The sequence below is a fragment of the Cyanobium sp. BA5m-10 genome, assembly GCF_024346255.1.
Taxonomy (GTDB): Bacteria; Cyanobacteriota; Cyanobacteriia; order PCC-6307; family Cyanobiaceae; genus Cyanobium_A; species Cyanobium_A usitatum.
This window is the reverse complement of record NZ_JAGQCP010000035.1, coordinates 1-25,225: the sequence shown is the minus strand read 5'-3', so window position 1 is coordinate 25,225 and position 25,225 is coordinate 1. Positions and strand designations below refer to the sequence as shown.

Here is a 25,225-nt window from a genome sequence, read left to right as displayed (position 1 = left end):
GCCGCCACGATGTCCTCGTCAGAGCGACCAATCCAGTCTTTGGCTGGGGCAAACACCAGCTCCAGCATCGAGCGCTCCGGATCCTCGTATTCCTTACAAGTATTGCTCATGTCTGCATAGACGCTCAGCAGCGGGCTACGGCTGAACAGCAGGTGGTCGATATCGGTGAGCTTGCGATCAAACCAGAGGTGAATATTGATCACCGGCACCCCATTGAGGCCGTCGAGCTTCTTGAAATAGGGAATCTCCTTCCAAGCCTCAGGCAGCAGCAACTTGAAGGGATCTACCGGCATGGCGCTCACGTAGGCGTCGGCCGTAAGTGTGCGGGGCTCCTGGCCCTTGATGCCACCAATCTGGAAAGCCTTCACCGTGCCATCGGGATTGAGCTCGATCTGGCGCAACGGAGAATCCAGGTGAACTTCCCCGCCACGGGCTTCGACGTAATTGACGATCGGCTGGCACAAGCGCTGCGGTGGGTTGCCATCAAGGAAGGCCATCCTGGAGCCATCACCCTCCTGCAGGAAGCGATTTAGGGCGGTGAGCACCACCGTGCTGGAAATTTCATCGGGATCGATGAAGTTCAGCGCCTTGGCCATGGCGATGAATACCTCGTCATTGACCCGCTCGGGAATGTTGTGCAGCCTCAGCCACTCGGTCCAGGAATACTTATCGCACTCTTCTACATATTGCTGGCCGCGCAAAATTGCCGGCACCAAGCCCATGCCGAAAGCAATCTTCTCGGGCCAGGTGAGCAGGTCGTTGTTGCTGAGAATGGCCGCCAAACCATTGAAGGGGGCGGGGATGTCGGGGAAGTCAAAGCGGCTGTAGGTGCCTGGCGTCTCCATTTGGTTGAAAATCATCGAGTGGCTTTTCCACTGCAGACGGTCTTCGATATCCAGCTCCTTAAACAGCTGGCGCATGTTGCGGTAGGCGCCGAAAAAGATGTGCAGGCCGGTCTCATACCAGTCGCCATCTTCGTCCTGCCAGGCCGCCACCTTGCCGCCCAAAACGTCGCGGGCTTCCACCACCACCGGCGTATGGCCGGCATCACAGAGGTACTTCGCGCACGACAGCCCGGCGAGCCCTGCTCCGGCAATGACTACGCGCATACCGACTTTCAAAAATCCAGATGCAACCTTAAAGGGGGCGCCTGACCCCTGCGGCTGGGGGGGGGTTTCTAGAGTTGGGGCATCGGGTGCCCGCAATCCCCTCCCCATGGCTGACCCTCGCCTCGCTGACTCACTCCCTGCCGAATCCCGCCCTGCAGAGACCTTGCTGAAGTCCACCACCCGCCACGTGCGGCTGTTCACCGCCCGGGTGGAGGACGGCAACCTGCTGCCTGATCCCAGCCAGCTCACCATGGATGTGGATCCCGATAACGAGTTCCTCTGGGACGCCCCGGTGCTGGCCAAGGTGCAAGACCACTTCCGCGAGCTGGTGGCAGCCCAAGCCGGCGCCGACCTCACCGAATACAACCTGCGCCAGATCGGTTCGGAGCTGGAAGGGCTAATTCGCCAGCTGCTCCAGGCCGGCGAGCTTCGCTACAACCCGGATGCCCGGGTGCTCAATTACTCAATGGGCCTGCCCCGCAGCACGGAAAGCCTGTGAGCCGCTCCCGCTACAGCTCAGATCGCTACGCCGGTGAGCGCCCTGATGAGGGGCGTCCCCCCGGAGGGCGTTACGCAGAGGATGCCTATGAGCGGGGCGGACGCCGCAATGAGTCCAGGCGGCCGGCCGGGGGCGGCAATAAAGGCGGTCCTGGTGGCCCTGGTCCTGGTGGCAGTGGCCCTGGCGGAAGTGGCCCCTTTCAGTTCAACGTGGGCACCCTGGCGATCCTGGCTGGGGTGCTGGTGGTGGGCATCGGCATCGGCACCGCCATCTCCAGCACCACCCAGGGCGACCAGGGCAACATCGCCAGCAGCCAGCAGCTCGACATGGCGGTGCCTGATCCGGAGTTCTGCCGCCAGTGGGGCGCCAGTGCCTTCGTGATGGACATTGAGCTCTACACCACCATGAACCCCAGCTCCAGCTTCGTGACCCAGCCGGAGCTCAAGGCCGGCTGCGTTATTCGGCGGGAAAACTGGAGCGTGTTGCAGAAGGAAGGAGCCGTAACCAACGAACAGATGCGCCAGTGCAAGCAGCGCATGAACACCTTCGCCTACATCGGCTCAGTGAAAGACAAGCCAATCGTGCGCTGCGTCTACCAAACAGACACCAGCCAAAACAAATTCCTTACCAAGGGCGTGGCTGATGACACGGTGGGCGTCACCCCCGAAGCCGATCAGTTCTGAGTGAGAGCCTCCTGCTGCTGCAACGGCCGGCGCAGGGGGCTATCGGGGCTGGCAAACACGGGCAGAACCTCCTTGCGGAAGGCATCGGCAGCCCTGGAGCAATAGCGGGCTGGATGGGTGATCAGCTTCAGCTGGCGGCGCACGAGCAGGTCGGCCACTTGGGGGCGATGCAGGCTGCCAGCAGAGAGCTCCCGCTCAATTGAGACCACCGGCAGGAAGGCAGCCCCAAGACCCGACTGAACGGCGTTTTTGATCGCCTCAAAGGAATTGAGCTCCATCTCGATCTTAAGCCGGCCCACATCCAGCCCGGAGCGGGCCAGCAGCTGATCGACCATTTTGCGGGTGGTCGACTGGGCATCAAGGCAGACAAAGCCCAGCCGGTAGAGGTCGTCTTTCGTGAGCTCGGGCAGGCGGGCCAGCGGATGCTTCACCGGCAGCACCAGGGCCAGCTCATCGCTGGCATAGGGCACCACCTGCAGCAGCTCACAAAGCTCCGTTGGAAGCTCGCCGCCGATTATCGCCAGATCCACCTGGCCATTAGCCACGCTCCAACCCGTGCGGCGGGTGCTGTGCACCTGCAACTGCACCGCCACTTCGGGGTACTTCTGCCGAAACAGACCAATCATTCGCGGCATTAAATAAGTGCCGGTGGTCTGGCTGGCGCCAACGATGAGCGAGCCGCCGCGCAGGTTGTGCAGGTCTTCTAGAGCCCGACATGCCTCCTGGCACTGGCTCAGGATTCGGTCGCAATAGCTGAGCAGCAGGTGGCCGGCCTCGGTGAGCTGGGCCTTGCGCCCGCCCCGGTCAAACAGGCTGACGCTGAGCTGCTTCTCCAGATTCTGAATCTGCAGGCTCACCGCCGGCTGAGTCACATAAAGGCTATCTGCGGCCTTCTTGAAGCTCCCCTCAGAGGCGATGGCCCGCAGGATGCGGAGCTGATCAAGGGTGAAAGGCAGTTCTGCCATTGGGTTGCCTGGATCGGCCGGAGCCTGCCAGCTGGCGATTTCAAAACTCTAAGGGGGAAGCCTGGCAGCGAGAATCGAGAGCTTCACAACTACCCATCCGGCCCGTGCCCCCCAGCTCTTCGCACCACAGCAGCTGGGTAATGCTCGCCCTGTTGCTGGCTTTCGCAGTAGTTCACAGCGGCGGTGCCTCGCTGCGGGTGTGGGGCGCAGCAAAAATTGGCGAAAGGGCCTGGCGGCTGCTATTTGCCGCGGTGAGCATCCCCTCAGCCGTGGTGGTGATCGGCTACTTCCTGGCCCATCGCTACGACGGGGTGCGCCTCTGGAATCTCCAGGACCAGCCCTGGATCGTGCCCGTGGTGTGGGCCGGCACCGCTATCAGCTTTTTGTTTCTTTATCCAGCCACCTACAACCTGCTGGAAATCCCGGCGGTGCTCAAGCCCCAGGTGCGGCTCTATGCCACCGGCATCATCCGCATCAGCCGCCATCCCCAGGCGGTGGGCCAGGTCCTCTGGTGCGCCACCCACCTGCTCTGGATCGGCAGCAGCTTCATGGTGGCCACCTGCGCCGGCCTGATCGCCCACCATCTCTTCGCTATCTGGAACGGCGACCGGCGCTTGGCCAAGCGCTTCGGTAGCGCCTTTGAGGAGCTGAGAGCTAGCACCTCGATCCTTCCCTTTAGGGCGATATTGACCGGCCGCCAGCAGCTGGTTGCCAGCGAATTTCTAAGGCCAGCCCAGCTGGGCATTGCCATTGCCGTAGGGGTGTTTTGGTGGGCCCATCGCTTCATCGGCCTCGGCGCAACGAGCTTCGCTCGCACAGGCTTGGCCCACCTGCTGGGTTGAGTACGGCTCGCCGCGAAGCCCCCGCCCATGGGCGAGCCCGCACAGGCCTGGATATGCACGTGTTTGGCTGCCTACACTTGCGCCAACCAGCTTGCAGCGCATGCCGTCAGCCGCCGAACTCGCCTGGTTGATTCCGGTGCTGCCCCTGGTCGGGGCTTCTATTACCGGGCTGGGGCTGATCAGCTTCAACCGCACCGTCAATCGGCTGCGCAAACCCGTGGCCTGGTTACTGATCAGCTGCGTGGGAGCGGCTGCAGTTCTTAGCTACGCCGTTTTGGCCCAGCAACTGGCGGGTGCACCGCCCACCGAAGTGCTGTTCAACTGGGCCAGCGCCGGCACCTTCAACCTGCAAATGGGCTTCCGGGTGGACGCCCTCGGCGCCGTGATGCTGTCGTTGGTGACCACCATCGCCGTGCTGGTGATGGTTTATTCCGATGGCTACATGGCCCATGACAAGGGCTATGTGCGCTTTTTTACCTACCTAGCCCTATTCAGCAGCTCGATGCTGGGCCTGGTAATCAGCCCCAACCTGCTGGAGATTTATGTGTTCTGGGAGCTGGTGGGAATGTGCTCCTACCTGCTCGTGGGCTTCTGGTACGACCGCGATGGCGCCGCCAATGCCGCCCAGAAAGCCTTTGTGGTGAACAGGGTTGGCGACTTCGGTCTGCTGCTGGGGATCCTGGGTCTGTTCTGGGCCACTGGCAGCTTCGGCTTTGAGGAAATTGGCAGCCGGCTGCAGGAGGCCGTGGCCGGCGGCAGTGTTTCCAACGCGGCGGCGATCCTGTTGTGCCTGCTGGTGTTCATGGGACCGATGGCGAAATCGGCCCAATTCCCCCTGCACGTCTGGCTGCCGGATGCCATGGAGGGTCCGACTCCAATTTCTGCCCTGATTCACGCGGCAACCATGGTGGCTGCTGGTGTGTTCCTGGTGGCCCGGTTGCAACCCGTTTACGAACCCTTCCCGGCTGTGCAGGCCACGATCGCCGTGGTGGGAACCATCACCCTGGTACTGGGGGCCTCGATTGCTCTCACCCAGATGGATCTCAAGAAGGGCCTGGCCTATAGCACCGTTTCCCAGTTGGGTTACATGATGCTGGCCATGGGCTGCGGCGCTCCGGTGGCCGGCATGTTCCACCTGGTGACCCACGCCTTCTTCAAGGCGATGCTGTTTTTGGGGTCCGGCTCGGTGATCCACGCCATGGAAGAGGTGGTGGGCCATGAGCCCGTGCTCGCCCAGGACATGCGGTTAATGGGTGGGCTGCGCAAACACATGCCGATCACCAGCAGCACCTTCCTGATTGGCTGCGTCGCCATCGCCGGCATTCCCCCTTTGGCTGGCTTCTGGAGCAAGGACGAGATCCTCGGCGTGGCGTTTGGTTCATTCCCCGTGCTGTGGGTGGCTGGCTTCATCACCGCCGGCATGACCGCCTTTTATATGTTCCGCCTTTACTTCCTCACCTTTGAGGGGGAGTTTCGCGGCAATGATCAGGCCATGAGGGCCCAGCTGCTGGCTGAAGCAGGCAAAACCACTGATGACCAGGGCGATAGCCACGGCGACGACCATGGCCATGCCAGCCATCCCCATGAATCCGGCTGGCAGATGGCCATGCCCCTGGCCGTGCTGGCCGTGCCCTCTGTGCTGGTAGGCCTGCTGGGCACCCCCTGGAATAGCCGCTTTGGCAACCTGCTCGACCCCAAGGAGGCGGCCGAGGTGGCCGAACACTTCAGCTGGAGTGAATTCCTGCCCCTAGCCGGAGCCTCAGTCGGCATCTCCATCGCTGGCATAACCGTCGCCGTGCTGGCCTACGCGCTGCACAAAATCGATCTGGGCAAAGCCGTAGCCGCTCGCTTCCCCGCCCTCAATGCCTTCCTGGCCAACAAGTGGTATCTCGATGCAATCAACGACAAGTTGTTCGTGCAGGGCAGCCGCAAACTGGCCCGCCAGGTGCTGGAGGTTGATTCCAAGGTTGTTGATGGGGTCGTAAACCTCACCGGCCTGGTGACCCTGGGCAGCGGCGAGGGTCTCAAATACTTCGAAACCGGCCGGGCCCAGTTCTATGCCCTGATCGTGTTTGGCGGTGTCATCGCCCTGGTGGTTCTGTTCGGCTCGCTGGGCTGAGCGGTTCGGCCGTTACGCCTGCTACGCGGGCAACACGGCCTCGGCCGCACAGTCCAGCGAGCCTCAAGCCGCGCCCTGCCGCACCAGAGCCTTCCCTGCCTCGCGACAACGCCTGCCCCCTGCTTCGCTGATCCCCTGGCGTGAGCGCAAAGCGCGTGCCAGCGGATCAGCGAAGCAGGGGGCAGGACACACAACTCTGTGTGACAACCCCCATCAGCAGAGTGCCGGGCCCGACTGCATTTCTACACTCCGATCAAACGGTGAGGCCTGGTTCGTGCCCTTCCCATGGTTGAGCGCGTCGATCCTTTTCCCGATCGCAGCGGCCCTGGTAATTCCTTTCATTCCCGATGCCGGCGACGGCAAGCGGATTCGCTGGTATGCCCTTGGCATCACCCTGATCACCTTCTTGATCACCGTGGGGGCCTACCTCAACGGCTATGACCCGGCGGTCGAAGGACTGCAGCTGGTGGAGCGGGTTCAGTGGCTGCCCAGCCTGGGGTTGGCCTGGTCGCTGGGGGCGGACGGCATCTCGATGCCCCTGATCCTGCTCACCAGCTTCATCACCTCCCTGGCGGCTCTGGCGGCCTGGCCGGTGACCTTCAAGCCCAAGCTCTTTTATTTCCTGCTGCTGCTCATGGATGGCGGCCAGATCGCCGTGTTCGCCGTGCAGGACATGCTGCTGTTCTTCCTGGCCTGGGAGCTGGAGCTGTTGCCGGTGTATCTGCTGCTGGCTATCTGGGGCGGCAAAAAGCGTCAGTACGCAGCCACCAAATTCATCCTCTACACAGCCGGTAGCTCCCTGTTCATTTTGGTGGTGGGCCTGGCGATGGCCTTCTACGGCGGTGGCACCCCCAGCTTTGAGTACACGGACCTGATGGCCAAGGACTTCTCAACGAAGTTCCAGCTATTCGCCTACGCAGGCCTGCTGATCGCCTTTGGGGTGAAGCTGCCGATCGTGCCCCTGCACACCTGGCTGCCCGATGCCCACGGCGAGGCCACGGCTCCGGTGCACATGCTGCTGGCAGGCATCTTGCTGAAGATGGGGGGCTACGCCTTGCTGCGCTTCAACGTGCAGCTGCTCCCCGAGGGGCATGCCCAATTTGCGCCGCTGCTGGTGGTACTGGGGGTGGTGAACATCATCTACGCCGCTCTCACCTCGTTTGCCCAGCGCAACCTCAAGCGCAAGATCGCTTACAGCTCGATCAGCCACATGGGCTTCGTGCTGATCGGCATCGGCAGCTTCAGTGCCCTGGGCACCAGTGGGGCCATGTTGCAAATGATCAGCCACGGCCTGATCGGAGCCAGCCTGTTCTTCCTGGTGGGCGCCACCTACGACCGCACCCACACCCTGCAGCTCGACGACATGGGCGGGGTTGGCCAGAAGATGCGCAAGATGTTTGCCCTGTGGACTATCTGCTCCCTGGCCTCCCTTGCCCTACCAGGCATGAGCGGCTTTGTGTCCGAGCTGATGGTGTTCACGGGCTTCGTTACCAGCGAGGCCTATTCGCTCAGCTTCCGCATCGTGATGGCGGCTCTAGCGGCGGTGGGCGTGATCCTCACCCCGGTGTACCTGCTCTCGATGCTCCGGGAAATCTTCTTCGGCAAGGAAAACACTGAGCTCGCCTCCCACACCCACCTGGTGGATGCGGAGCCCCGGGAGATCTACGTGATCAGCTGTCTGCTGGTGCCGATCGTGGGCATCGGCCTCTACCCCAGGGTGATGACCGACACCTACAGGGCTTCGATCGAGGCCCTCGTGCAGCGGGAGACCACCGCCCTAGCCAAGGTGATTCAGCCGCCGCCGGGCGATCTGATTCGCCAACCGCTGCTTTCGGCGCCGGCCCTGCCGGCCTGATCCGCCTCCCTGGGTAACAAAACTGTGCAGATAGCCCGCGGTGAGTTCACCCCTGGGTTGGTCTAATTACGCTCCTGAGATGAAACAGCTGAACTTTCTGCTGATCTTCAGCTTTGGCCTAGCCATGGTGATGTTCACCCTGGAGAACACAGCCCCCACCACGGTCCACTTCCTGCCAGGACTGAGCGGCACCCTGCCCCTAGCCGCCCTGCTGCTCCTAGTTGGCGGCATCGGCGCCACCGCTGCCTGGGTGTTTGCGGTGTGGACCGGGGTGGTGCGCAAGGTGGAAGCGGTGCAGAGCCAGGGCGAATTCACCGCCCAACAGGTGCGAATCCAGGAGCTGGAAAACGACCTGCAGCGCTACCGAGCCACGCTGGATGCCCAGCTGGGGCTGCTGCCAGCGGCCGGGCAAAGCTCGGCTCCCACCAGTCCCGATGCCGACGAAGCCGTGACCGTGTCAGTTGGCTGACCCCAGCTGTGGTGCTTTGGCAGGGGTGCTGGTGCGAAATGGCCAGCACCGGTAGCGTGCGGCCAATGACTCAGCGGAGGCCTCGGGGCACCATTGGCTGAAGGAGGCGCAAGATTGGCCATACGCCTGCTCCAGGATGCGGCAGAGCGGGGCGATATCGACCCATGGGATGTGGACGTGATCGCCGTGGTGGATGGTTTTCTCGACCAGCTGCGCCAGCGCATTGAGGTGCCCCGCCTGGTGGTAGCAAACGCTCCAAGCCGGGGCGGCAGCTACGAACAGGACCTAGCTGAAACCAGTGAGGCCTTTTTGGCGGCCTCGGTGTTGGTGAGCCTCAAAGCCGAGGTGCTGGAAGCGGCCACCTTTGCGCAGGAAGCTCCAGACCAGGACGACATCGGCTTTGATTTCGATGCCGATGGCCAAGGCTGGCTGGTGAACCCCGCCCTGGCCCTGCCTCAGCGACCGGAAAGGCACCTCTGGCGCCGGCCCGTAGCGCCGCCACCCCTACAACGACCGGTGACCCTGGGGGAATTGATCCGCCAGCTCGAGGACATCGCCGAGCGACTCGAAGCGGACGAGGGTCGGATTCGGCCGCGCCACCGCCCCAAGCGCTACAGCGAAAGGGCCGCGATTGAGCAGGTAGCGGCCCTGGCGCACCGCGAGAAGTTGCCGGAAACCACCGCTGCTCTCAGCCAGTTTTTACTTAGCTGGGATCCAGCCCACGACTGGGCCGGCTTCAACGAGCTGGTGCAGGACTGGGCTGCCCACGTGGAAGCCAAGGCTGCGGACGCCGAGCTGGACCGGGACCGGGTGGGGGTGTTCTGGGCTCTGTTGTTTCTCTGCCACCAGGGCAAGGTGGAACTCGACCAGCAGGGCGGGCTGTTTGGCCCTCTGCACCTGCGGCGCCTGCTCAATCCTGGCGAGACCCGCCAACTGCCCCTAGTGCCAGCCCTCGGTGCGGCGGAGCAGGCGCTGGCGGCTTAAGTGGTGCGTCTAGGCTGGCGCCCATGAAGGCGATGATCCTGGCTGCTGGCAAGGGAACACGTGTGCGGCCCATTACGCACACGATCCCCAAGCCGATGATCCCCATCCTGCAGAAACCCGTGATGGAGTTTCTGCTGGAGCTGCTGCGGGAGCATGGGTTCACCGAAATCATGGTGAACGTCTCTCACCTGGCTGAGGAGATCGAGAACTACTTCCGCGATGGTCAGCGCTTCGGTGTTGAAATCGCCTACAGCTTTGAAGGCCGCATCGAAGACGGTGAGCTGATCGGCGACGCGATGGGATCAGCAGGAGGGCTGAAGAAGATCCAGAATTTCCAGCGCTTCTTCGACGACACCTTTGTGGTGCTTTGCGGTGATGCCCTGATCGACCTTGATCTGTGCGAAGCGGTACGTCGCCATAAGGCCAAGGGCGCCATGGCCAGCATGATCACCAAGCGAGTTCCCAAGGATCAGGTGAGCAGTTATGGCGTAGTCGTCACAGACGACGACGGCAGGGTGCGCTCCTTCCAGGAAAAGCCGGCGGTTGATGAGGCCGCCAGCGACATGATCAACACCGGCATTTATATCTTCGAGCCAGAGGTGCTCGACTTTGTGCCAAGCAACCAGCCCTTCGATATCGGCTCCGACCTATTTCCCAAACTGGTGGAGGCCGGCGCAGCTTTCTACGCCCTGCCGATGGAGTTTGAATGGGTTGATATAGGCAAGGTGCCGGATTACTGGCAGGCAATCCGCAGCGTTTTGCAGGGCCAGGTGCGTCAAGTGCAGATCCCTGGCAAGGAAGTGCGGCCAGGGGTATTTGCCGGCCTCAACGTGGCCGCTGACTGGGATCAGATCAATATCACCGGCCCCATTTATGTGGGCGGCATGACTCGCATTGAAAATGGCGCCACAATCATTGGCCCGGCGATGATTGGCCCCAATTGCCACATCTGCGAAGGAGCCACAATCGACAACTCGATCATCTTTGACTACTCCCGCATCGGGGCTGGAGTGCGTCTGGTGGAGAAGCTGGTGTTTGGCCGCTATTGCGTTGACCGCAACGGCGACCACTTCGACCTACAGGAGGCCGCCCTCGACTGGCTGATCACCGATGTGCGCCGGCAGGATGTGGTGTCGCCATCGCCGCAGCAGAAGGCGATGGCCGAACTACTGGGCACCGATCTGGCCCTGAGCAACTCCAACTAGCCCAGCGCTAGGGGCTTCAGGCCTGCCTGCCGCAGGATCGCCGGAATTCGCTCCTCAGCCTTAATGGCCATCAGATGTACCCCCTGGGCAATCTGGAGATAGGCGCCCACCTGTTCCGCGGCGATAGCTACGCCCTCTGCCGCCGGATCTGGCGCCGCAGCCAGCCGGTCGATCACGGCCTGGGGAATGTTGGCGCCAGGCACCACCCGGTTGATGAAGGCGGCGTTGCGGGCCGATTTGAGTAAAAACACACCCGCCAGCACGGGCAGATCAAGCGGTGCGGCGAGGTCACCAACAAAGCGCTTGAGAGCTTCAGCGTCCATCACCATCTGGGTTTGAATGAAGCGGGCACCGGCCTGCTTCTTGCGCAGCAGCCGGCTCTTGAGACCACTCCAACTAGCCGACTGGGGATCGGCAGCTGCACCGGCAAATAGGTCGGTGGGTCCATCGGGCAGCTCACCTTGCACCGGATCCTGCCCGCCATTGAAGTGCTGTACCAGCTGCAACAACCGCACCGCCTCCAGCTCATTCACCGGGCGGGCCCCGGGCTGGTCGCCGGCCCGCACGGGATCGCCGGTGAGGCAGAGCAGGTTGCGCACGCCCAAGGCATGGGCACCGAGTAATTCGGCCTGCAGGGCAATGCGGTTGCGATCGCGGCAGGCCAGCTGCAGCACCGGCTCGATGCCGGCGTCAAGCAGCAGGCGGCATAGGGCCAGGCTGCTCATCCGCATCACGGCGCGGCTGCCATCAGTGACGTTTACCGCATGGACCCAGCCCCGCAGGGACCCTGCGGCCGCCAATGAGCGCGAGGGATCCCCTCCCCTAGGTGGCATCACCTCTGCGGTGAGAGCTGGCTGCCCGCTAGCAAGTGCCCGTTGAAGCAACAAACCAATCGCGCCACTTAGGACCATCATGGAACAGCGCCCTGCCTACAGTGCTGGCAAGCGCTCGACTTGGGCCCATGGATTCCAATCACGCCACGGGAGGCTCCCTCGGCCAGGTGCGCCATGAGCTTTCGGAGCGGGAAATTGAGATAATTGAATTGGTGGCTAAGGGCCTAACCAACCAGGAGATCGCCGAATCGCTGACGATCAGCAAGCGCACCGTGGACAACCACGTGAGCAACGTCTTCACCAAAACAGGCGCCAAGAACCGGGTAGCCCTGCTGAATTGGGCCATGGACCACGGCAAAATCTGCCGTGACGGCTTCAACTGCTGCTCGATTGAACCCGGCAAAATTAGCTAGCTGCAGGCTCGAACAGGGCCAAGCGCTCCGCTTCTGGCCAGAGAGCCAGGGGCCGGCGGGCCAGGGCCGCATTGCTTAGCTCATGGCGCCCAGTTAGCTCACGCCCGCACCAGGCGGGCGGCTGGAGGGCCAGGCCTTGCACCAGCCCCTGCGGCTCCAGTTCCACCTCGGCCACCACCAGCGGTGCATTCGCACCCTCAAAGACGTCGAGCACCCACTCCCCACCTGGCAGATCAAGGCCGTAGCGCACTTTGCAAAGGCCCTGGGGCGCTAACGCCAGCAGGGCAGCAGCATCCGCCTCTGGAATGGCATATTCGAATTCCTGGCGCACCAATCCCTCCGGCAGCAGGCCCGGGGCTTCAAGAAGCTGCTCGGTGCGGGCCTTGAGGGTGAGCCAGGCACCGGCTACGGCCTCTTCACCGCTGGCACGGCGCACCCGCACGGTGAAGCCATCGGCGCTCGCCACCAGGTAGCCCTGCTGCAGCTGGGCTTGCCAGCAGATATGGCGGCGCCAGTCCAGCCCCTGCACCAGAAAGCGGCGTTCAATTTCCAGGGCCATGGGGCGATTTCGGGCGGGGGGCAGCAGGGGGGGTTAATTGTGGGACGGCTCAATGGCGGTGAGACTGCCAGCCCAATGCAGCTTGTGGGTGAGGGTGCGGTAGTAGGAGGGGCTTTGCTCCAGCAGCACCTGCAGGGCCGGGTGAGGGCTGCGCTCCACCAAGGCCCGATCGCCGGGTTCAAGCACGGTGGCGTGGGCGCCATCTTTCCAAAGCTTGACCCGGCGACTGGTTTCGCCCAGGGGCCACACCGAAAGCTGGGCCCTAGGCGGCACCACCACGGCCCGGCTCGAGAGGCTCATCGGGCAGATCGGATTAACCACGATCGCTTCGATGCCCGGGTGCAGGATCGGCCCACCGGCAGCCATGGAATAGCCAGTGGAGCCGGTGGGAGTGGCAATGATCAGGCCGTCGCCGCGGTATTGATCCACTACCTCACCATCGATCTCCAGCTCCAGCAAACAGGTGGGGGAGACCTCATCGAGGCAGGGCCGGAAATAGAAGTCGTTGAGAGCCAGATGGCCGATCTCTGAGACATCAACGCCGTCTCCCCGGTCGATATGGGCCTGCAACATCATGCGCCGCTCCAAGGCAAAGCGGTCTTGACGCAGCCGGTCCCAGAGGCTGTGCTCCTCGATCTTGAGGGCGTCGGTGCTCAGGCGCAGCAGACGGCGATCGTGGGTGAGGAAGCCGAGGTGGCCGCCCACATTGAAACTGAGGATCGGCACATCGAGGGGGGCCAGATGGCGTGCCGCACCGAGCACGGTGCCATCGCCCCCCAGCACCAGGGCTAGATCGGGCAGCTCGGCTTCCGTGGCCAGCAAGCCGGGAAAGGGATTGCGGGCCAGGCCACTGGAGGCCACCACCACGTGCACCCCCTGGGCCGCCAGGTCTTCTGCACAGCGCTTGGCCTGGCGGTTGGCCGCCTGGCTGCCAGACCTAGAAATCAGCCAGACCCGCTCAAGCCGCATCGCTAAAGGACCGGCTACCAGCGCAACAGGTTGAAGCGCTCCATATCAACCGTTTCGCGGTTGCGATAGAGGGAGAGCAGGATCGCCAGACCAACGGCCGCTTCAGCCGCGGCCACGGTGATAACGAAGATGGCAAACACCTGGCCGCGGATCAGCTGGCCATCAAGATAGTTGGAGAAAGCCATCAGGTTGATGTTGACGGCATTAAGCATCAGCTCAATGCTCATCAACACGCGCACCGCATTGCGGCTGTTGATCAATCCCCAGACACCGGTGCAAAACAAAATCGCCGCCAGGGCCAGGTAGGCCTGGAGGGGGATGGTGGTGGGGATGGTGAACTCCATGACGGTGGCAACGATGACGGTGGCAATAATGGCGGTGGCAGTGAGGCTGAGAGGGCGCGGAAACGCCCGCTAGCGAGGAGAGTTTTCCAGCAACAGGGGGGTGCGCTCCTTCTCGATCAGGCCCTGATCGACTGCCTCACCTGTGATCACATCGCTGCTGAGCACATCGCGGCGGGCCAAAACGATGGCGCCGATCATCGACATCAGCAGCAGCACCGAAGCCAGCTCAAAGGGCAGTAGGTAGTCACTGAAGAGGTGCTCGCCAATGCGAATCGTGGCCTCCTCGCCCACGGGTTCTGGGCCAGGTAGGGGCCAAGGGGTAGTGAAGGCCACCCGAATCAGCAGCAAAAACAAGCCACCGCAGACAGCGCCGGAGAGCAGACGCCGTAGACCAAGCCCGGGAATGGCCGCCAGATTTTCCTTTTTATTGACGAGCATGATCGCGAACAGGATCAGCACGTTGACGGCGCCCACATAGACGAGCACCTGGGCCGCTGCCACGAAACTGGCGTTTAGCAGCAGGTAGAGACCTGCCACCGAAAGAAATACTCCGCCCAGCAGGAAGGCCGAATAAACAATGTTGGGCAGCAACACCACCCCGAGGGCTCCAAGCACCAAGGTGGCGGAGAGAGCAACGAAGCAGATCAGCTGGGTAATGGAGGCGATAGTCATGACGCGTCTCCGCTAGGCAGGGATTCGAGCACCTGCTCGGGCAGTTTGCCCACCCGCGGCGCCGTATCCGGCACATCGTGAGGATCCAGTACTCCCTTGGGCAGGTAGACCAACTCCCGCAGGGGAACTACGGCCGGATCGCTGGTGACACTGGTAGGCAGGCGACCAAGGGCGATGTTGTCGAAGTTGAGGCTGTGGCGATCAAAAGCTGCCAGCTCGTATTCCTCGGTCATCGACAGGCAGTTGGTGGGGCAGTACTCCACGCAGTTGCCACAAAAAATGCACACCCCGAAGTCAATCGAGTAGTTGCGCAGCTCCTTTTTCTTGGTGGCTTTGTTCATCACCCAATCCACCACCGGCAGGTTGATCGGGCAGACCCGCACACACACCTCACAGGCGATGCACTTGTCGAATTCGTAGTGGATGCGGCCCCGATAGCGCTCGGAGGGGATCAGCTTCTCGTAGGGGTACTGAACGGTGATCGGCCGGCGCCGCAGGTGATCAAAGGTCACCGCCAGACCCTGGGTCAGGTAGTTGGCCGCACCCACCGCATCGCGGGTGTAGTCACCGACTTTCTTGAGAAACCCGAACATGGAGTTGGCTCTGGGGGGAGGCGGTCGGAATGGGTCAGCCCATGATGGCTGGTCTGGAGAAAAGCTGGTGCTCAGGCGCGGTCAGCCGCCAAACACAGCCGGGAAGGCCAGCTTGAGCGCTGCCGTGATCAGCAGGTTGACCAGGGCAATCGGTAGCAGAAACTTCCAGCCCAGATCGAGCAGCTGGTCGATGCGCACCCGTGGCGTGGTCCAGCGCAGCAGGATCGCCAGAAACACCAGCAGGTAGGCCTTTAGCACCGTCATGACGATGCCTACCGAGCCGGTGATCAGTTGCACCAAGGGTGCATCTATCGGCTGGTGCAGCCAGCTGGCCAGCCACTCCACGGGGATGGGGAAACCCCAGCCGCCTAGGTAAAGCACCGACACCAGCAGGGCCGAGAGCACCAGGTTGATGTAGCTGCCGAGATAGAAGAGGGCGAACTTCATGCCCGAATACTCGGTCTGGTAGCCAGCCACCAGCTCCTCTTCCGCCTCAGGAAGGTCAAAGGGCAGGCGCTCACATTCGGCTAGGGCGCAGATCCAGAAGATCACGAAGCCCACCGGCTGACGCCAGATGTTCCAGCTGAGGATGCCAGCGCCGGTCTGCTGGTTGACGATGTCAACGGTGCTGAGCGAGTTGCTCATCATCACCACGGCCAGCACAGCCAGGGCCAGGGGGATCTCGTAGCTGATCGACTGGGCCGCCGCCCGCAGACCGCCCAGCAGCGAATACTTGTTGTTGGAGGCGTAGCCGCTCATCAGCAGGCCGATTGGCTGGATGCTGCTCAGGGAGATCCAAAGAAAAATACCGATGCCAACGTTGCTGATCAGCAGGTGCTGGCCGAAGGGCACCACCAACCAGCTGAGAATCACCGGAATCAGCACCAGCACTGGGCCGAGGGTGAACAGCAGGCCATCAGCCCGGGCCGGAATGATGTCTTCCTTGAACACCAGCTTCAGGCCATCGGCCATCGGCTGAAGCACCCCTAAAGCGCCGGCGTATTCAGGACCAATGCGCTGCTGCACCGCTGCTGAGATCTTGCGCTCCAGCCAGACGTTGACCAGCACGCCCACCACGGCCGCAACCAGCACCAGCACCATGGGCAGGGGCAGCCACAACAGGTGGGCGGCGGCAGGACTCAGGCCGAAGCCCTGCAGGGCCTGCTCAAAACTGGCCTCTAGATCCAGGCCCGGAGCCGTGGTGGTCAGCATGGCGGCAGCTTAGATGGGGTCAACTTAGCGGGCCCCCACGGGCTGCCAGTCACGGGAGGGCTGACCGGTATAGATCTGGGAGGGCCGGTAGATGCGATTAGCCCCCAGCTGCTCCTTCCAATGGGCCAGCCAGCCAGCCGTGCGGGCGATAGCAAAAATGGGCGTGAAGAGGTCTTCAGGGATACCGAGCTTGCGGTACACAAGGCCTGAATAAAAGTCGACGTTGGGGAAAATTCCCTTAGGCCCCAGGCGCTCGGCCGCGACCTCCTCCAGCTTGCGGGCTAGGTCGTACATCGGATCGTGACCGAACTGGTCAAAGAGCTGCTCCGCCAGACTTTGGAGAATCACAGCCCGGGGGTCCTTGACCTTGTATTCCCGGTGGCCAAAACCCATGATTTTTTGCTTGCCGGCAATCGCCCGATCCAGCCAGGGCGCCACCTGATCTGGGCTGCCGATCTGGCCGAGCATCTCCAGCACATCTTCATTGGCACCGCCGTGCAGGGGGCCCGCCAGGGTGCCAACCGCTGACGCCACCACGGCATAGGGGTCGGTGAGGGTGCTGGCCGTCACTCGGGCGCTGAAGGTGCTGGCGTTGAGGCTGTGCTCAGCGTGCAGGATTAGACAAGCGTCAAAGATGCGGGCCGCCAGCGGATCGGGCTCCCGCTCCGTGAGCATGTAGAGAAAATTGGCGGCGTAGGCCAGGTCGTCGCGGGGCTGGATCGGATCTTGACCCTTCCTGATCAGCTGGAAGGCCGCCACCATCGTGGGGATCTTGGCGATCAGCCGCACCACCGCCGAAACGATGTATTCGGGGTTGTCGAGGGCTCGACGGGAATAAAAAAGGCCCAGGGAGGCGGCGCTGCTCTGCAGCGCATCCATCGGATGCCCCCCGGAGGGGAAGCACTTCATCATGTCCCGAATGCGGAAGCTGACCCGGCGGTGCATCTGCACCTCCTGCTCAAACTCCTGCAGCTGCTCAGTAGTGGGTAGCTCGCCCCAGATCAGCAGATAGGCCGTCTCCAGGAAGGAGCTGCTGGATGCCAGCTGGTCTACGGGGTAACCGCGATAGGTGAGCACCCCCCGCTGGCCATCGATGTCGCAGATCGACGACTGGGTAGCCGGCACCCCTTCCAAACCCGGCCGAAATGGGGCTGGGGTAGCCGCTCCTGTTACTACCAAGCTTCTCCACCGCACTCACTAAGGCGAACTTACGGCTGCCGCTGGCCATCCCGCCGTAGCCGCAGCAACCGTGGGCCAATTAGGGCCTCCAGGCTGGCCCCGGTTGGGCCCAGGCGCAGCAGCACGATGCCTGCCTTGCGCAGAGAAATTGTGCCCGCCGGCAACCCCAGCAGGCTCGAGGCCAGCTCGCCCAGGTCTGGCTCATGGCCCACCAGGCCAAGGCGCTGCCAAGTGCCCTCCTGCAGCAGCGGCAGCGGATCACCACCCGGCGCCAGGCGATCCTCCAACTCCATCGCCGGCGCTAGACCAGCCGCCACGCCAATTTCAGCGGTCTGCAGCGCCCGCCGCAGGGGGCTGCTCAGCATGCGATCACAGTGGAGCTGCAAGCGGCACAACTCCGCCGCCACGGCCGCAGTGCGCTGACGGCCTTCAGCCGTAAGGGCCCGCTCCTGATCAGGGCGATCAGGATGGCGATCTTCAGCGATGCCATGGCGCCAGAGCAGCAGTTCGCGCTCAGCTTTAGCCATCAACCGAATTCAAGGCGGGCCTTGAGGTGCAGGTTGGCATCAGGCTGCGCTTCCCAGCCCAGGCTCAGGCTCTGCACGGCCGGGGCCAGGGGCTGGCCGGCCAGGGCCGACAAAAGCTGCCAGGTGCTCCAGCGCTGCAGCAAGGGCTGGGCCCGGCCCGCCGCCATAGCCCACTGCAGGGGAGCCTGGGGTAGATCGAGGCCAGCGAGCTGCTCCAGCCGCAGCCGGGGCGGCTTGCGGGAGTCACGCTGCTCCTGCAGCACCGCCAGGGTCTGACCCCACCAAGCCAGTCGGCCCTGGCTGGAGCGGGCGCCCTCCAGGCTGGCCTGCAGCTGGTTGGCATCGCCGCGGGCGAATCGGCGTCCAGCCTGGCCAGCCTCCAGCCTGGTCCAGACCCGCAGATCGGGATCCCCTTCCACCGGCAGCGGCGCGGCGATCAATCCCTCGGCGGCGAGCACCCCAGCGAGGGCGTCCGGCTGCGGTTGGTCGGCGCCAGTGCCCAGCAACCAGCCCTCACTTGCCTCACTGCGCAGCAGCGGGCCATCGGCGGCGGCAGCCACCAGGGCCGGGAACGATCCCGGCTCGGCCTGCAGCACCGCCGCCAGCAGGGGCTGCCAGTAGGCCGGCCAAGCGGCGGGGCGCTGCACCAGGGCCAAGCTCTCTGAGGGGCCCTGCAGGGCCGCTAGTAAAGCCGCTCCTGTGGGGTCAATTTCCGCAGTGCCATCCGCCGAGGGAGCCGGCATTGCGGCATCTGCAGCGAGCTGGAGCAGGGCATCCAGCTCCAAGGAGCGGTTGTGGGGGCGCAGGCTGGCCACCAGCTCCTGCACTACCCCAGGCGCCGTGAACTCAGCCGGCAACCCCAACCAGGGCCCCAGCGTTTCCGGTCGTGCTGTTAGCAGCAGCGCCCCCTGGTCAAGGCGTTGAACCGCCTGCTTAAAGCGGGGGCTGGCCGCCTGGTTGAGCTCATCGATCTGGGAGACGTCGAGGGCCTGCTCCAGCACCCCCCGGCCCGACGCGATCAACACCAGGTCGTCATCGATCAGCGCCGTAGCGATTGGCACCGGGCTGGTGCCCACCAGGGCACCACGGCCACTGATCAAGCCCATGCCGCGGTAACTGCTGATCTGCAGGTCGGTGCCAGCAAGACTGCGGGTCTGCCAGAAGCGCTGCAGGAAACGGCGGGCGCCGTCAGCGTCGCGACTGCGCAGGGCCAGCAACCAGCCAGCGGGGGCCGCCCCGGGCTCGGAAGCTAGTAGGGCAAAGCCAAGTTCGCGGCCCAGCCAGGGGGCCAGCTCGCCGGGATAGTCGAGGCCGGCGGCGGCGAAAGCACCATCCCTAAGACCCGCGACCGCCTCAGCCGCCTGGCGCCGCTGGCGGGGGGGAGCCACCGCCCGGGCGTAGCCCACCAGCTGCTCACCATCGCTGAGCAGATAGAGGCTCAGAGCGGCTTGGCGGGGCACAAAGCGGGCCGCCCGGGGCGACACCAGCTGCTGGTGCTGCAGTTGCAAGGGGGAGTGCTGCAGCACCAGCCACCAGCCACCCGCCGCCAGGCTCAGCAACAGCAATGTCACCGCCAGCACGACCGCCAAAAACGGGCGGGCCTTCATGCGCCCCACGCAGGATGGGTCCATCTTGACCCCAAGCCACCCCGTCTGCCCGCCATGGCACCTATCGAAACGACACCGCAGACAATCCGGGCCCGCGACCTGCAAGAGCGGCTGGAGCGGGGCGAGGCGATCCAGCTGGTGGACGTGCGCGAAGACACCGAACTGGAATTGGCCCGCCTGCCCCATGCCGTGGTGCATCTGCCCCTGGGCCGATCTAACGAATGGATTGGCCAGCTCAACCAGCTGCTCGACCGCGACCGCCCCGTAGCCGTGCTGTGCCACGCCGGCGTGCGCAGCTGGCATCTGGGCTGCTGGCTGATGCAGGAACACGGCTTTGGTGACGTCTGGAATGTGCAAGGGGGCATCGATGCCTGGAGTGTGGAGGTCGATCCAGCCGTACCCCGCTACTGACACCCGCAGGGCTGCGTACGATCGCCTCACTCCAGCGGCGCCCGCTTGCAGTCCGCCTCACCCAGGCCCTTGCCCGCCCGGCAGCAGGAAGTACTGCAGCTCGCCGTGCGCCACTACGTCGACACGATGGAGCCGGTGGGCAGCCAGACCCTGGTGCGCCGTTTTGGCCTGCAGGCCAGCCCGGCAACGGTGCGCTCAGCCATGGGAGCCCTGGAGCAGCGTGGCCTGCTCACCCAGCCCCACCCCTCCGCTGGCCGAATCCCCAGCCAGCAGGGCTATCGCACCTACGTTGATCAGCTGCTGCCCGCACCAGGCGCGGCCGCCCTGCAGCTGGAGCGCGAACTCACCGGACTCAGTCTGCAGTGGGCAGCCCTCGACGATCTGCTCCTGCATCTAAGCCGGCGCCTGGCAGATCTCACGGGCCTGCTCAGCCTGATCACCAGGCCCCAACGCCAGCAGTCCCAGCTGCAGGCCCTCCGACTGGTAGCCAGTGGTGAACGCCTGCTGGTGTTCCTGGTGGAGGGGGGCTCCACAGCCAGCAGCCTCAACTTGCGGCTGCCCTGCCTTGCAGTAGCGGAACTGGCGTCCCTTGAGCGCTGGGTCGCGGTCCAACTCGAGGGCGGCAGCATCGACTGGGCCGCCCTGCCCTCCCACCTGACCAGCAGCGGCGCCGTGCTGCGTCAAGCGCTGGCTAGTCATGGGCAGTCGCGCCAGCTGGAGGGCGAAGGCGCTGTAGCCATGGGCCTCGCTGGCCTGCTTGCCCAGCCGGAATTCAGCCAAACCCTCAGCCTGCGCCCCTTAGTGGAGCTGGTGGAGGATGCGCCCCAACAGCTCCTACCCCAGCCAGGCATTTGGATCGGCGCCGAGCATCCCCACCGGGCCCTGCACCAGTGCGCCGTGGTGCAGGCCAACTACCGCAGCGGCGACGGCGGCGTGGGCCAGGTGGCCTTGGTGGGGCCGATGCGCATGGCCTATGCCACGGCCCGAGCCGCCGTGGGCTCGGTGGCCCAGGCGCTGGAAAGGCTTTTGCGCTAGATCGGGCCCTTGGCGATCAATCGCAGCGCCAAATATTTCACCAGTCAAAGCCGGTAAACTGATTTCAAACATCAGCTCAACCAGTTAATGGACCTCCAATCAGCAGGAGTGATCCTGAGAATTCTCAATCTGGTTGCCCTTGCCGATGGTGGGGTATCTCTTGAAGAAGAGAACCTCTTGGACTCTCTGAGCAAACAATACAAACTTCAGGCCAAAATTATTAATTGGGAAGATCAATTATCTGATCCCTCCTGCATCGAGGATCTGGCAGCTTTGATAAATCCGGAGCAACGGGAACTGGCCATGAAAACCGCCGTGATGGTGGCTTCCGCATCAAGACAGCAGCAGGACGATGAATTCATCTGCGAGCAAGAGCGCGCGATCCTTTCTCGTCTTGCCACCGGCCTCGAACTGAGCCCCGATCAGCTGCAAACAATCGAGAACGCGGCGGCCGAGGAGATCAAGGAGCACCCCAACCTGTGGCAGGTGCTGTTTTCGCTATTCGGCAATCGTTTCGACTTCCCAGTTCTGGGCTGATCCCAACAGGCTTGAATCAGCCCCCCATCTTGTCGCCGAGCTTCTCGGCCACAGTGTTCACGTCCTTGTCGCCGCGGCCCGAGAGGTTAAGCACCACCTCAGTGCCGGGGGCCAAGGTGGGGCAGAGCTTCTCCAACCAGGCGAAGGCGTGGGCCGTTTCCAGTGCCGGGATGATGCCCTCCAGCCGGCACAGAAGCTGCAGGGCGTCCAGTGCCTCGGTGTCTGTCACGGCGCCGTATTCAGCCCGGCCGATGGTTTTGAGGTAGCTGTGCTCGGGGCCGACGCCGGGGTAATCGAGGCCGGCGCTGATCGAGTGGGCCTCCTGCACCTGGCCCTCCTCGTCCTGCAGCAGCAGGCTCATGGCGCCGTGAAGCACCCCAACGCGGCCCTCGGTGATGGTGGCGGCATGGCGGCCGGTGGCCACGCCATCGCCGGCGGCCTCAACCCCCACCAGACGCACGTCCGTGTCCTGCACGAAGGGATGGAACAGGCCCATGGCGTTGGAGCCACCGCCCACACAGGCAACCAGCACATCGGGATTGCGGCCAAAGGCCTCGTGGCACTGGCGCTTGGTTTCCTCACCGATCACCGCGTGGAAATCGCGCACCAGCATCGGGTAGGGGTGGGGCCCAGCTACCGAGCCGAGGATGTAGTGGGTGCTCTCCACGTTGGTGACCCAGTCGCGGATCGCCTCACTGGTGGCGTCCTTGAGGGTGGCAGTGCCGGCAGTCACAGGTTGCACCGTTGCCCCCAGCAGCCGCATGCGGAAAACATTGAGGGCTTGACGGCGCATGTCCTCGGCGCCCATGTAAACGACGCACTCCAGCCCGAAGCGGGCGCACACGGTGGCGGTGGCCACGCCGTGCTGGCCAGCGCCGGTCTCGGCAATGATCCGCTTTTTGCCCATGCGCAGTGCCAGCAGCGCCTGCCCAAGAGCGTTGTTGATCTTATGGGCGCCGGTGTGGTTGAGGTCTTCCCGCTTCAGCCAGATGCGCGGGCCGCCCTCGGGCCGGCGGTAGTGCTCCGTTAGCCGCTCGGCCTCATAGAGGGGATTGGGGCGCCCCACATAGGTGCGCAGCAGGTGGTTGAGCCGGTCGGTGAAGGCCGGATCCTTCCAGGCCTCAGCCGCGGCCTGCTCCAGCTCCGCAAGAGCGGGAATCAGGGTTTCCGGCACGTACTGGCCGCCGAACTGGCCGTAGCGGCCCAGGCTGTTTGGGCGAGCTGCGCGCTCCAGGGCCGCTGGATCGACGCCGCTGGCTGCGGAGATGGGAGAGACGGTGCTTGTCACCGGTGGCGCTATCAGATCTTGTAAGCCTAAGAAGCCAGCGGCCGGCAGCAGCGCTTCCAGCACACGAGCATCGTTGGACGACGCACGGCGATCCAGAACCACGGCCTGCAAGGGTCCAGAACGGATCCATAATGGTTGTATCGCCTTGAGATCGCTGGCTGCCGTGGCCAAAACCATCACACTCAAAAACCTGCCCGAGGCGCTTCATGCCCGGCTCGCCGCGGCGGCCAAGCGGCACCGGCGCAGCCTCAACAATGAAGCGATCGTTTGCCTGGAGGCCGGACTAGGCCATGACCACTTGGCCGCAGAGCAGCAGCTAGGAGAGATTCGGACCCTGCGCGACAGCCTGGCTCGGCACAGCTTTGATCCGGCTGAGATCGATGCCTTCAAGTGCGAAGGTCGGCCTTGATTGTTGTCGACACCAACGTGCTGGCCTATCTGCTGCTGCCAGGGCCCAAAACAAAGTTGGCAGAAGCTCTGTTGCTCGATCAACCCCGCTGGGCAGCACCGCCGCTCTGGCGCAGTGAGTGGCGGAATGTGCTCACCACTTACCTGCGGCGTGACCTGCTCCTGCTCCCGCAGGCCGTGGCGCTGATGCAACGGGCAGAGGTGCTGCTGGCTGGCCAGGACGAACCGGTGGCGTCCGAACAGGTCTTGCAGCTGGCTCACAGCAGCCGCTGCAGTGCCTACGACTGCGAATTTGTGGCTGCTGCGCAGCAACTGGGGGTGCCGCTGGTCACGGAAGACCGCGCTGTACTTATTGCATTCCCGGACGTGGCGAGACCCCTGGGTTAAGGCCCGAACCGGGGGCATTGCGATCACGGGGAAGGCTGCGCCGACCAGAATCCGAACCAGCGTTGCAGGATTGGGCATGGCCAAGAAGGGCGGCTGGCAGGAATTCAGCAGCAACGCCGCAAGCACGGCCAGACCCACCGCCTCTGGGGCCGGCCCGGCGGGCGCACCCAGCCCAAAGGCCCAGCAGCGGGTGCGGGTGCAACGCACCAAGGCAGGCAAAGGGGGAAAACTGGTGACGGCGATCACGGGCCTTGAGGCGCCGGAAGCCGAGCTGAAAACACTGCTCAAGCAGCTCAAGGCCGTTGCCGGCACAGGCGGCACCGTCAAAGACGGCGTGATCGAGCTGCAGGGCGACCAGGTGGCCCCGGCCCTGGCGGCGCTGGAGAAGGAGGGCTTCCGGCCCAAGCAGGCGGGGGGATGAAAGGCAAGCGCCACCAACCTCAGAAACCCGCCTTGGTGAAATCGTCGCCGATGTAGCCAAGGGGCAATTGGTCACGCTCAGCCAGGGCCGCCGCAAAACAATCCCCGAAGTTGAGCTGGGCCGGATGACCCTGGCCCTTGCCAAAACGCTTGAAGATGCCGAGAGCGCGCTCTGCCAGATCCGCATCCACCGGCACAAGATCGGGGTCAATCAGATCCAGCAAGGTCTGCATCGGTTCGAGCACTCCACGGCAGTGAGCAACCAGCAGCAGCTCCTGCAGGGTGCCTGCGGACATGCGTAGGACCTCTGCCTCCTCGAGCGTCTGCTGGTGTCGCTCCCACCCCGGCTCTCGCTGAAGAATCGCCAGCAGCAGCGAAGTAACCAGAATCACGATGGCAAGCCCTGCTCGTCGTACAGCGAATCGGGATGAAAAGGTTTGGCCGTCTCAATGGCCTGATCCTGCAGGACTGGTAACTCGGCACTGAGGCGCCTGCGCCGGCTCAACCACCGCTGCCGCTGCAGCTCCAGCTCCAAGGCATCCCGCACAATCTCCGTGGACCCTCTGCCCGTGAGCTGCCGCAGCTGCTCGAGCAGGGCGTCCACCCGAGGGCTCTTGATGCTGACAGCCATTGCGGAAAATTTTTCTAGATTTTAATTCTAGAATCAAAATCAGCCCTCGTGCACCAGACAACAAAGCACCTCTCAAGGGCCTGACGCGGGGCACAGGAGAGAATGTCCCCATCCGTCCCAACGCCCTGCGCCGATGTCCGCCGCTCCCACCAACCCGACCTACGGCGAAGTCACCACCCAGGGAGCCTCCACCAACATCGCCTGGCACCACACCTCGGTGGATCGCTCTGGCCGGGCCCTGCAGCGCGGCCACCGCAGCGCCATCCTTTGGTTCACCGGCCTCAGCGGCTCGGGCAAAAGCACCCTGGCAAACGCCGTGAACTCCGCCCTGTTTGAACAGCGACTCAGCTGCTACGTGCTGGATGGAGACAACATCCGCCACGGCCTCTGCAAGGACCTGGGCTTCTCCGATGCTGCCCGCGAGGAAAACATCCGCCGCATTGGCGAGGTGAGCAAGCTTTTTCTGGATG

Annotated in this window: 31 protein-coding genes; 16 read left to right on the top strand and 15 right to left on the bottom strand. The window is 63.6% G+C overall.

Annotation, left to right across the window (positions count from 1 at the left end; all coding sequences use genetic code 11):
- Window positions 1-1,109: 15-cis-phytoene desaturase (gene pds, locus KBY85_RS11615; protein ID WP_254961676.1), on the bottom strand; the 1,109-nt coding region annotated here is incomplete at its 3' end.
- A gap of 106 nt (window positions 1,110-1,215) precedes the next feature.
- On the opposite strand from pds, the gene KBY85_RS11610 reads away from it, so the two are divergent.
- Both KBY85_RS11610 and KBY85_RS11605 read left to right on the top strand, forming a co-directional pair.
- The gene (locus KBY85_RS11610; protein WP_254941388.1) at window positions 1,216-1,608 is read left to right on the top strand and encodes an NAD(P)H-quinone oxidoreductase subunit M; all 393 of its coding nucleotides are present in this window, start codon (window positions 1,216-1,218) and stop codon (window positions 1,606-1,608) included.
- Window positions 1,605-2,291, top strand: coding sequence for a DUF3172 domain-containing protein (locus KBY85_RS11605; protein ID WP_254961675.1), 687 nt, complete (start codon window positions 1,605-1,607; stop codon window positions 2,289-2,291). Before KBY85_RS11610 ends, KBY85_RS11605 begins: the two co-directional genes overlap by 4 nt.
- Here KBY85_RS11605 and KBY85_RS11600 read toward each other — a convergent pair.
- Entirely contained in the window at window positions 2,282-3,256 is a 975-nt protein-coding gene (locus KBY85_RS11600) for a LysR family transcriptional regulator (RefSeq protein ID WP_254961674.1), read from the bottom strand. The two genes, KBY85_RS11605 and KBY85_RS11600, sit on opposite strands and share 10 nt — an antisense overlap.
- A 140-nt stretch (window positions 3,257-3,396) precedes the next feature.
- On the opposite strand from KBY85_RS11600, the gene KBY85_RS11595 reads away from it, so the two are divergent.
- From KBY85_RS11595 to KBY85_RS11570, 6 genes are all read left to right on the top strand, one after another.
- Window positions 3,397-4,098, top strand: coding sequence for an NnrU family protein (locus tag KBY85_RS11595; RefSeq protein ID WP_254961677.1), 702 nt, complete (start codon window positions 3,397-3,399; stop codon window positions 4,096-4,098).
- Between the two features lie 100 nt (window positions 4,099-4,198).
- A complete protein-coding gene (locus KBY85_RS11590; RefSeq protein ID WP_254961673.1) occupies window positions 4,199-6,217 on the top strand; it encodes an NAD(P)H-quinone oxidoreductase subunit 5 in 2,019 nt (672 codons plus the stop codon).
- Window positions 6,218-6,491: 274 nt separating this feature from the next.
- On the top strand, window positions 6,492-8,072 hold the full coding sequence (locus tag KBY85_RS11585) for an NAD(P)H-quinone oxidoreductase subunit 4 (protein WP_254961672.1): 1,581 nt from the start codon (window positions 6,492-6,494) through the stop codon (window positions 8,070-8,072).
- 79 nt (window positions 8,073-8,151) lie between these two features.
- Window positions 8,152-8,541 carry a lipopolysaccharide assembly protein LapA domain-containing protein gene (locus KBY85_RS11580; protein WP_254961671.1) on the top strand — a complete coding sequence of 130 codons (390 nt, stop codon included), beginning with the start codon at window positions 8,152-8,154 and terminating at the stop codon, window positions 8,539-8,541.
- Between the two features lie 93 nt (window positions 8,542-8,634).
- A complete protein-coding gene (locus KBY85_RS11575) occupies window positions 8,635-9,525 on the top strand; it encodes a segregation/condensation protein A (protein WP_254961670.1) in 891 nt (296 codons plus the stop codon).
- Between the two features lie 23 nt (window positions 9,526-9,548).
- A complete protein-coding gene (locus KBY85_RS11570; protein ID WP_254961669.1) occupies window positions 9,549-10,730 on the top strand; it encodes an NDP-sugar synthase in 1,182 nt (393 codons plus the stop codon).
- Here the strand turns inward: KBY85_RS11570 and KBY85_RS11565 are convergent.
- Window positions 10,727-11,641, bottom strand: a complete 915-nt coding sequence (locus KBY85_RS11565; protein ID WP_396121861.1) for a methylenetetrahydrofolate reductase — start codon at window positions 11,639-11,641, stop codon at window positions 10,727-10,729. The two genes, KBY85_RS11570 and KBY85_RS11565, sit on opposite strands and share 4 nt — an antisense overlap.
- A 50-nt stretch (window positions 11,642-11,691) precedes the next feature.
- On the opposite strand from KBY85_RS11565, the gene KBY85_RS11560 reads away from it, so the two are divergent.
- On the top strand, window positions 11,692-11,976 hold the full coding sequence (locus KBY85_RS11560) for a response regulator transcription factor (protein ID WP_254961667.1): 285 nt from the start codon (window positions 11,692-11,694) through the stop codon (window positions 11,974-11,976).
- Here the strand turns inward: KBY85_RS11560 and KBY85_RS11555 are convergent.
- From KBY85_RS11555 to KBY85_RS11515, 9 genes are all read right to left on the bottom strand, one after another.
- Window positions 11,969-12,535: an adenylate cyclase gene (locus tag KBY85_RS11555; protein ID WP_254961666.1), complete on the bottom strand. Its 567-nt coding sequence runs from the start codon at window positions 12,533-12,535 to the stop codon at window positions 11,969-11,971. The two genes, KBY85_RS11560 and KBY85_RS11555, sit on opposite strands and share 8 nt — an antisense overlap.
- 33 nt (window positions 12,536-12,568) lie before the next feature.
- The gene (locus KBY85_RS11550) at window positions 12,569-13,504 is read right to left on the bottom strand and encodes an NAD(+) kinase (protein WP_254961664.1); all 936 of its coding nucleotides are present in this window, start codon (window positions 13,502-13,504) and stop codon (window positions 12,569-12,571) included.
- A gap of 14 nt (window positions 13,505-13,518) precedes the next feature.
- Entirely contained in the window at window positions 13,519-13,848 is a 330-nt protein-coding gene (gene nuoK, locus KBY85_RS11545; protein WP_254961663.1) for an NADH-quinone oxidoreductase subunit NuoK, read from the bottom strand.
- Window positions 13,849-13,917: 69 nt separating this feature from the next.
- The gene (locus KBY85_RS11540) at window positions 13,918-14,520 is read right to left on the bottom strand and encodes an NADH-quinone oxidoreductase subunit J (protein ID WP_254961662.1); all 603 of its coding nucleotides are present in this window, start codon (window positions 14,518-14,520) and stop codon (window positions 13,918-13,920) included.
- Entirely contained in the window at window positions 14,517-15,113 is a 597-nt protein-coding gene (gene ndhI, locus KBY85_RS11535) for an NAD(P)H-quinone oxidoreductase subunit I (RefSeq protein WP_106632670.1), read from the bottom strand. The genes KBY85_RS11540 and ndhI overlap by 4 nt, the downstream gene beginning before the upstream one ends.
- 81 nt (window positions 15,114-15,194) lie before the next feature.
- Window positions 15,195-16,325: an NADH-quinone oxidoreductase subunit NuoH gene (gene nuoH, locus KBY85_RS11530; protein ID WP_106632671.1), complete on the bottom strand. Its 1,131-nt coding sequence runs from the start codon at window positions 16,323-16,325 to the stop codon at window positions 15,195-15,197.
- A 24-nt stretch (window positions 16,326-16,349) separates the two neighbouring features.
- Entirely contained in the window at window positions 16,350-17,519 is a 1,170-nt protein-coding gene (locus tag KBY85_RS11525; protein WP_254961661.1) for a citrate synthase, read from the bottom strand.
- A gap of 14 nt (window positions 17,520-17,533) precedes the next feature.
- Window positions 17,534-18,031 carry a histidine phosphatase family protein gene (locus KBY85_RS11520; RefSeq protein WP_254961659.1) on the bottom strand — a complete coding sequence of 166 codons (498 nt, stop codon included), beginning with the start codon at window positions 18,029-18,031 and terminating at the stop codon, window positions 17,534-17,536.
- Window positions 18,031-19,638, bottom strand: coding sequence for a DUF3352 domain-containing protein (locus KBY85_RS11515; protein WP_254961658.1), 1,608 nt, complete (start codon window positions 19,636-19,638; stop codon window positions 18,031-18,033). Before KBY85_RS11515 ends, KBY85_RS11520 begins: the two co-directional genes overlap by 1 nt.
- A 54-nt stretch (window positions 19,639-19,692) precedes the next feature.
- On the opposite strand from KBY85_RS11515, the gene KBY85_RS11510 reads away from it, so the two are divergent.
- The 3 genes from KBY85_RS11510 to KBY85_RS11500 all read left to right on the top strand — a co-directional run bounded on the left by KBY85_RS11510 (window position 19,693) and on the right by KBY85_RS11500 (window position 21,621).
- On the top strand, window positions 19,693-20,049 hold the full coding sequence (locus KBY85_RS11510) for a rhodanese-like domain-containing protein (RefSeq protein ID WP_254961657.1): 357 nt from the start codon (window positions 19,693-19,695) through the stop codon (window positions 20,047-20,049).
- A 126-nt stretch (window positions 20,050-20,175) separates the two neighbouring features.
- Complete coding sequence (locus KBY85_RS11505) at window positions 20,176-21,084, top strand: heat-inducible transcriptional repressor HrcA (RefSeq protein WP_106632723.1); 909 nt, start codon at window positions 20,176-20,178, stop codon at window positions 21,082-21,084.
- Window positions 21,085-21,171: 87 nt separating this feature from the next.
- Window positions 21,172-21,621 carry a TerB family tellurite resistance protein gene (locus KBY85_RS11500; protein ID WP_254961654.1) on the top strand — a complete coding sequence of 150 codons (450 nt, stop codon included), beginning with the start codon at window positions 21,172-21,174 and terminating at the stop codon, window positions 21,619-21,621.
- A 16-nt stretch (window positions 21,622-21,637) separates the two neighbouring features.
- Here KBY85_RS11500 and trpB read toward each other — a convergent pair whose 3' ends face one another.
- Complete coding sequence (trpB, locus tag KBY85_RS11495) at window positions 21,638-22,909, bottom strand: tryptophan synthase subunit beta (protein WP_396121860.1); 1,272 nt, start codon at window positions 22,907-22,909, stop codon at window positions 21,638-21,640.
- Between the two features lie 163 nt (window positions 22,910-23,072).
- On the opposite strand from trpB, the gene KBY85_RS11490 reads away from it, so the two are divergent.
- From KBY85_RS11490 to KBY85_RS11480, 3 genes are all read left to right on the top strand, one after another.
- Window positions 23,073-23,318: a FitA-like ribbon-helix-helix domain-containing protein gene (locus KBY85_RS11490; protein WP_254931875.1), complete on the top strand. Its 246-nt coding sequence runs from the start codon at window positions 23,073-23,075 to the stop codon at window positions 23,316-23,318.
- Complete coding sequence (locus KBY85_RS11485) at window positions 23,315-23,704, top strand: type II toxin-antitoxin system VapC family toxin (protein WP_254931874.1); 390 nt, start codon at window positions 23,315-23,317, stop codon at window positions 23,702-23,704. The genes KBY85_RS11490 and KBY85_RS11485 overlap by 4 nt, the downstream gene beginning before the upstream one ends.
- Before the next feature lie 76 nt (window positions 23,705-23,780).
- Window positions 23,781-24,125, top strand: a complete 345-nt coding sequence (locus KBY85_RS11480; protein WP_254931873.1) for a translation initiation factor — start codon at window positions 23,781-23,783, stop codon at window positions 24,123-24,125.
- A 19-nt stretch (window positions 24,126-24,144) separates the two neighbouring features.
- Here KBY85_RS11480 and KBY85_RS11475 read toward each other — a convergent pair whose 3' ends face one another.
- A complete protein-coding gene (locus tag KBY85_RS11475; RefSeq protein WP_254931872.1) occupies window positions 24,145-24,516 on the bottom strand; it encodes a type II toxin-antitoxin system VapC family toxin in 372 nt (123 codons plus the stop codon).
- The gene (locus tag KBY85_RS11470; protein ID WP_254931871.1) at window positions 24,513-24,755 is read right to left on the bottom strand and encodes a type II toxin-antitoxin system VapB family antitoxin; all 243 of its coding nucleotides are present in this window, start codon (window positions 24,753-24,755) and stop codon (window positions 24,513-24,515) included. The genes KBY85_RS11475 and KBY85_RS11470 overlap by 4 nt, the downstream gene beginning before the upstream one ends.
- A gap of 133 nt (window positions 24,756-24,888) precedes the next feature.
- On the opposite strand from KBY85_RS11470, the gene KBY85_RS11465 reads away from it, so the two are divergent.
- Window positions 24,889-25,225, top strand: a 337-nt coding sequence (locus KBY85_RS11465; protein ID WP_254961653.1) for an adenylyl-sulfate kinase, incomplete at its 3' end; no start/stop codon positions are given.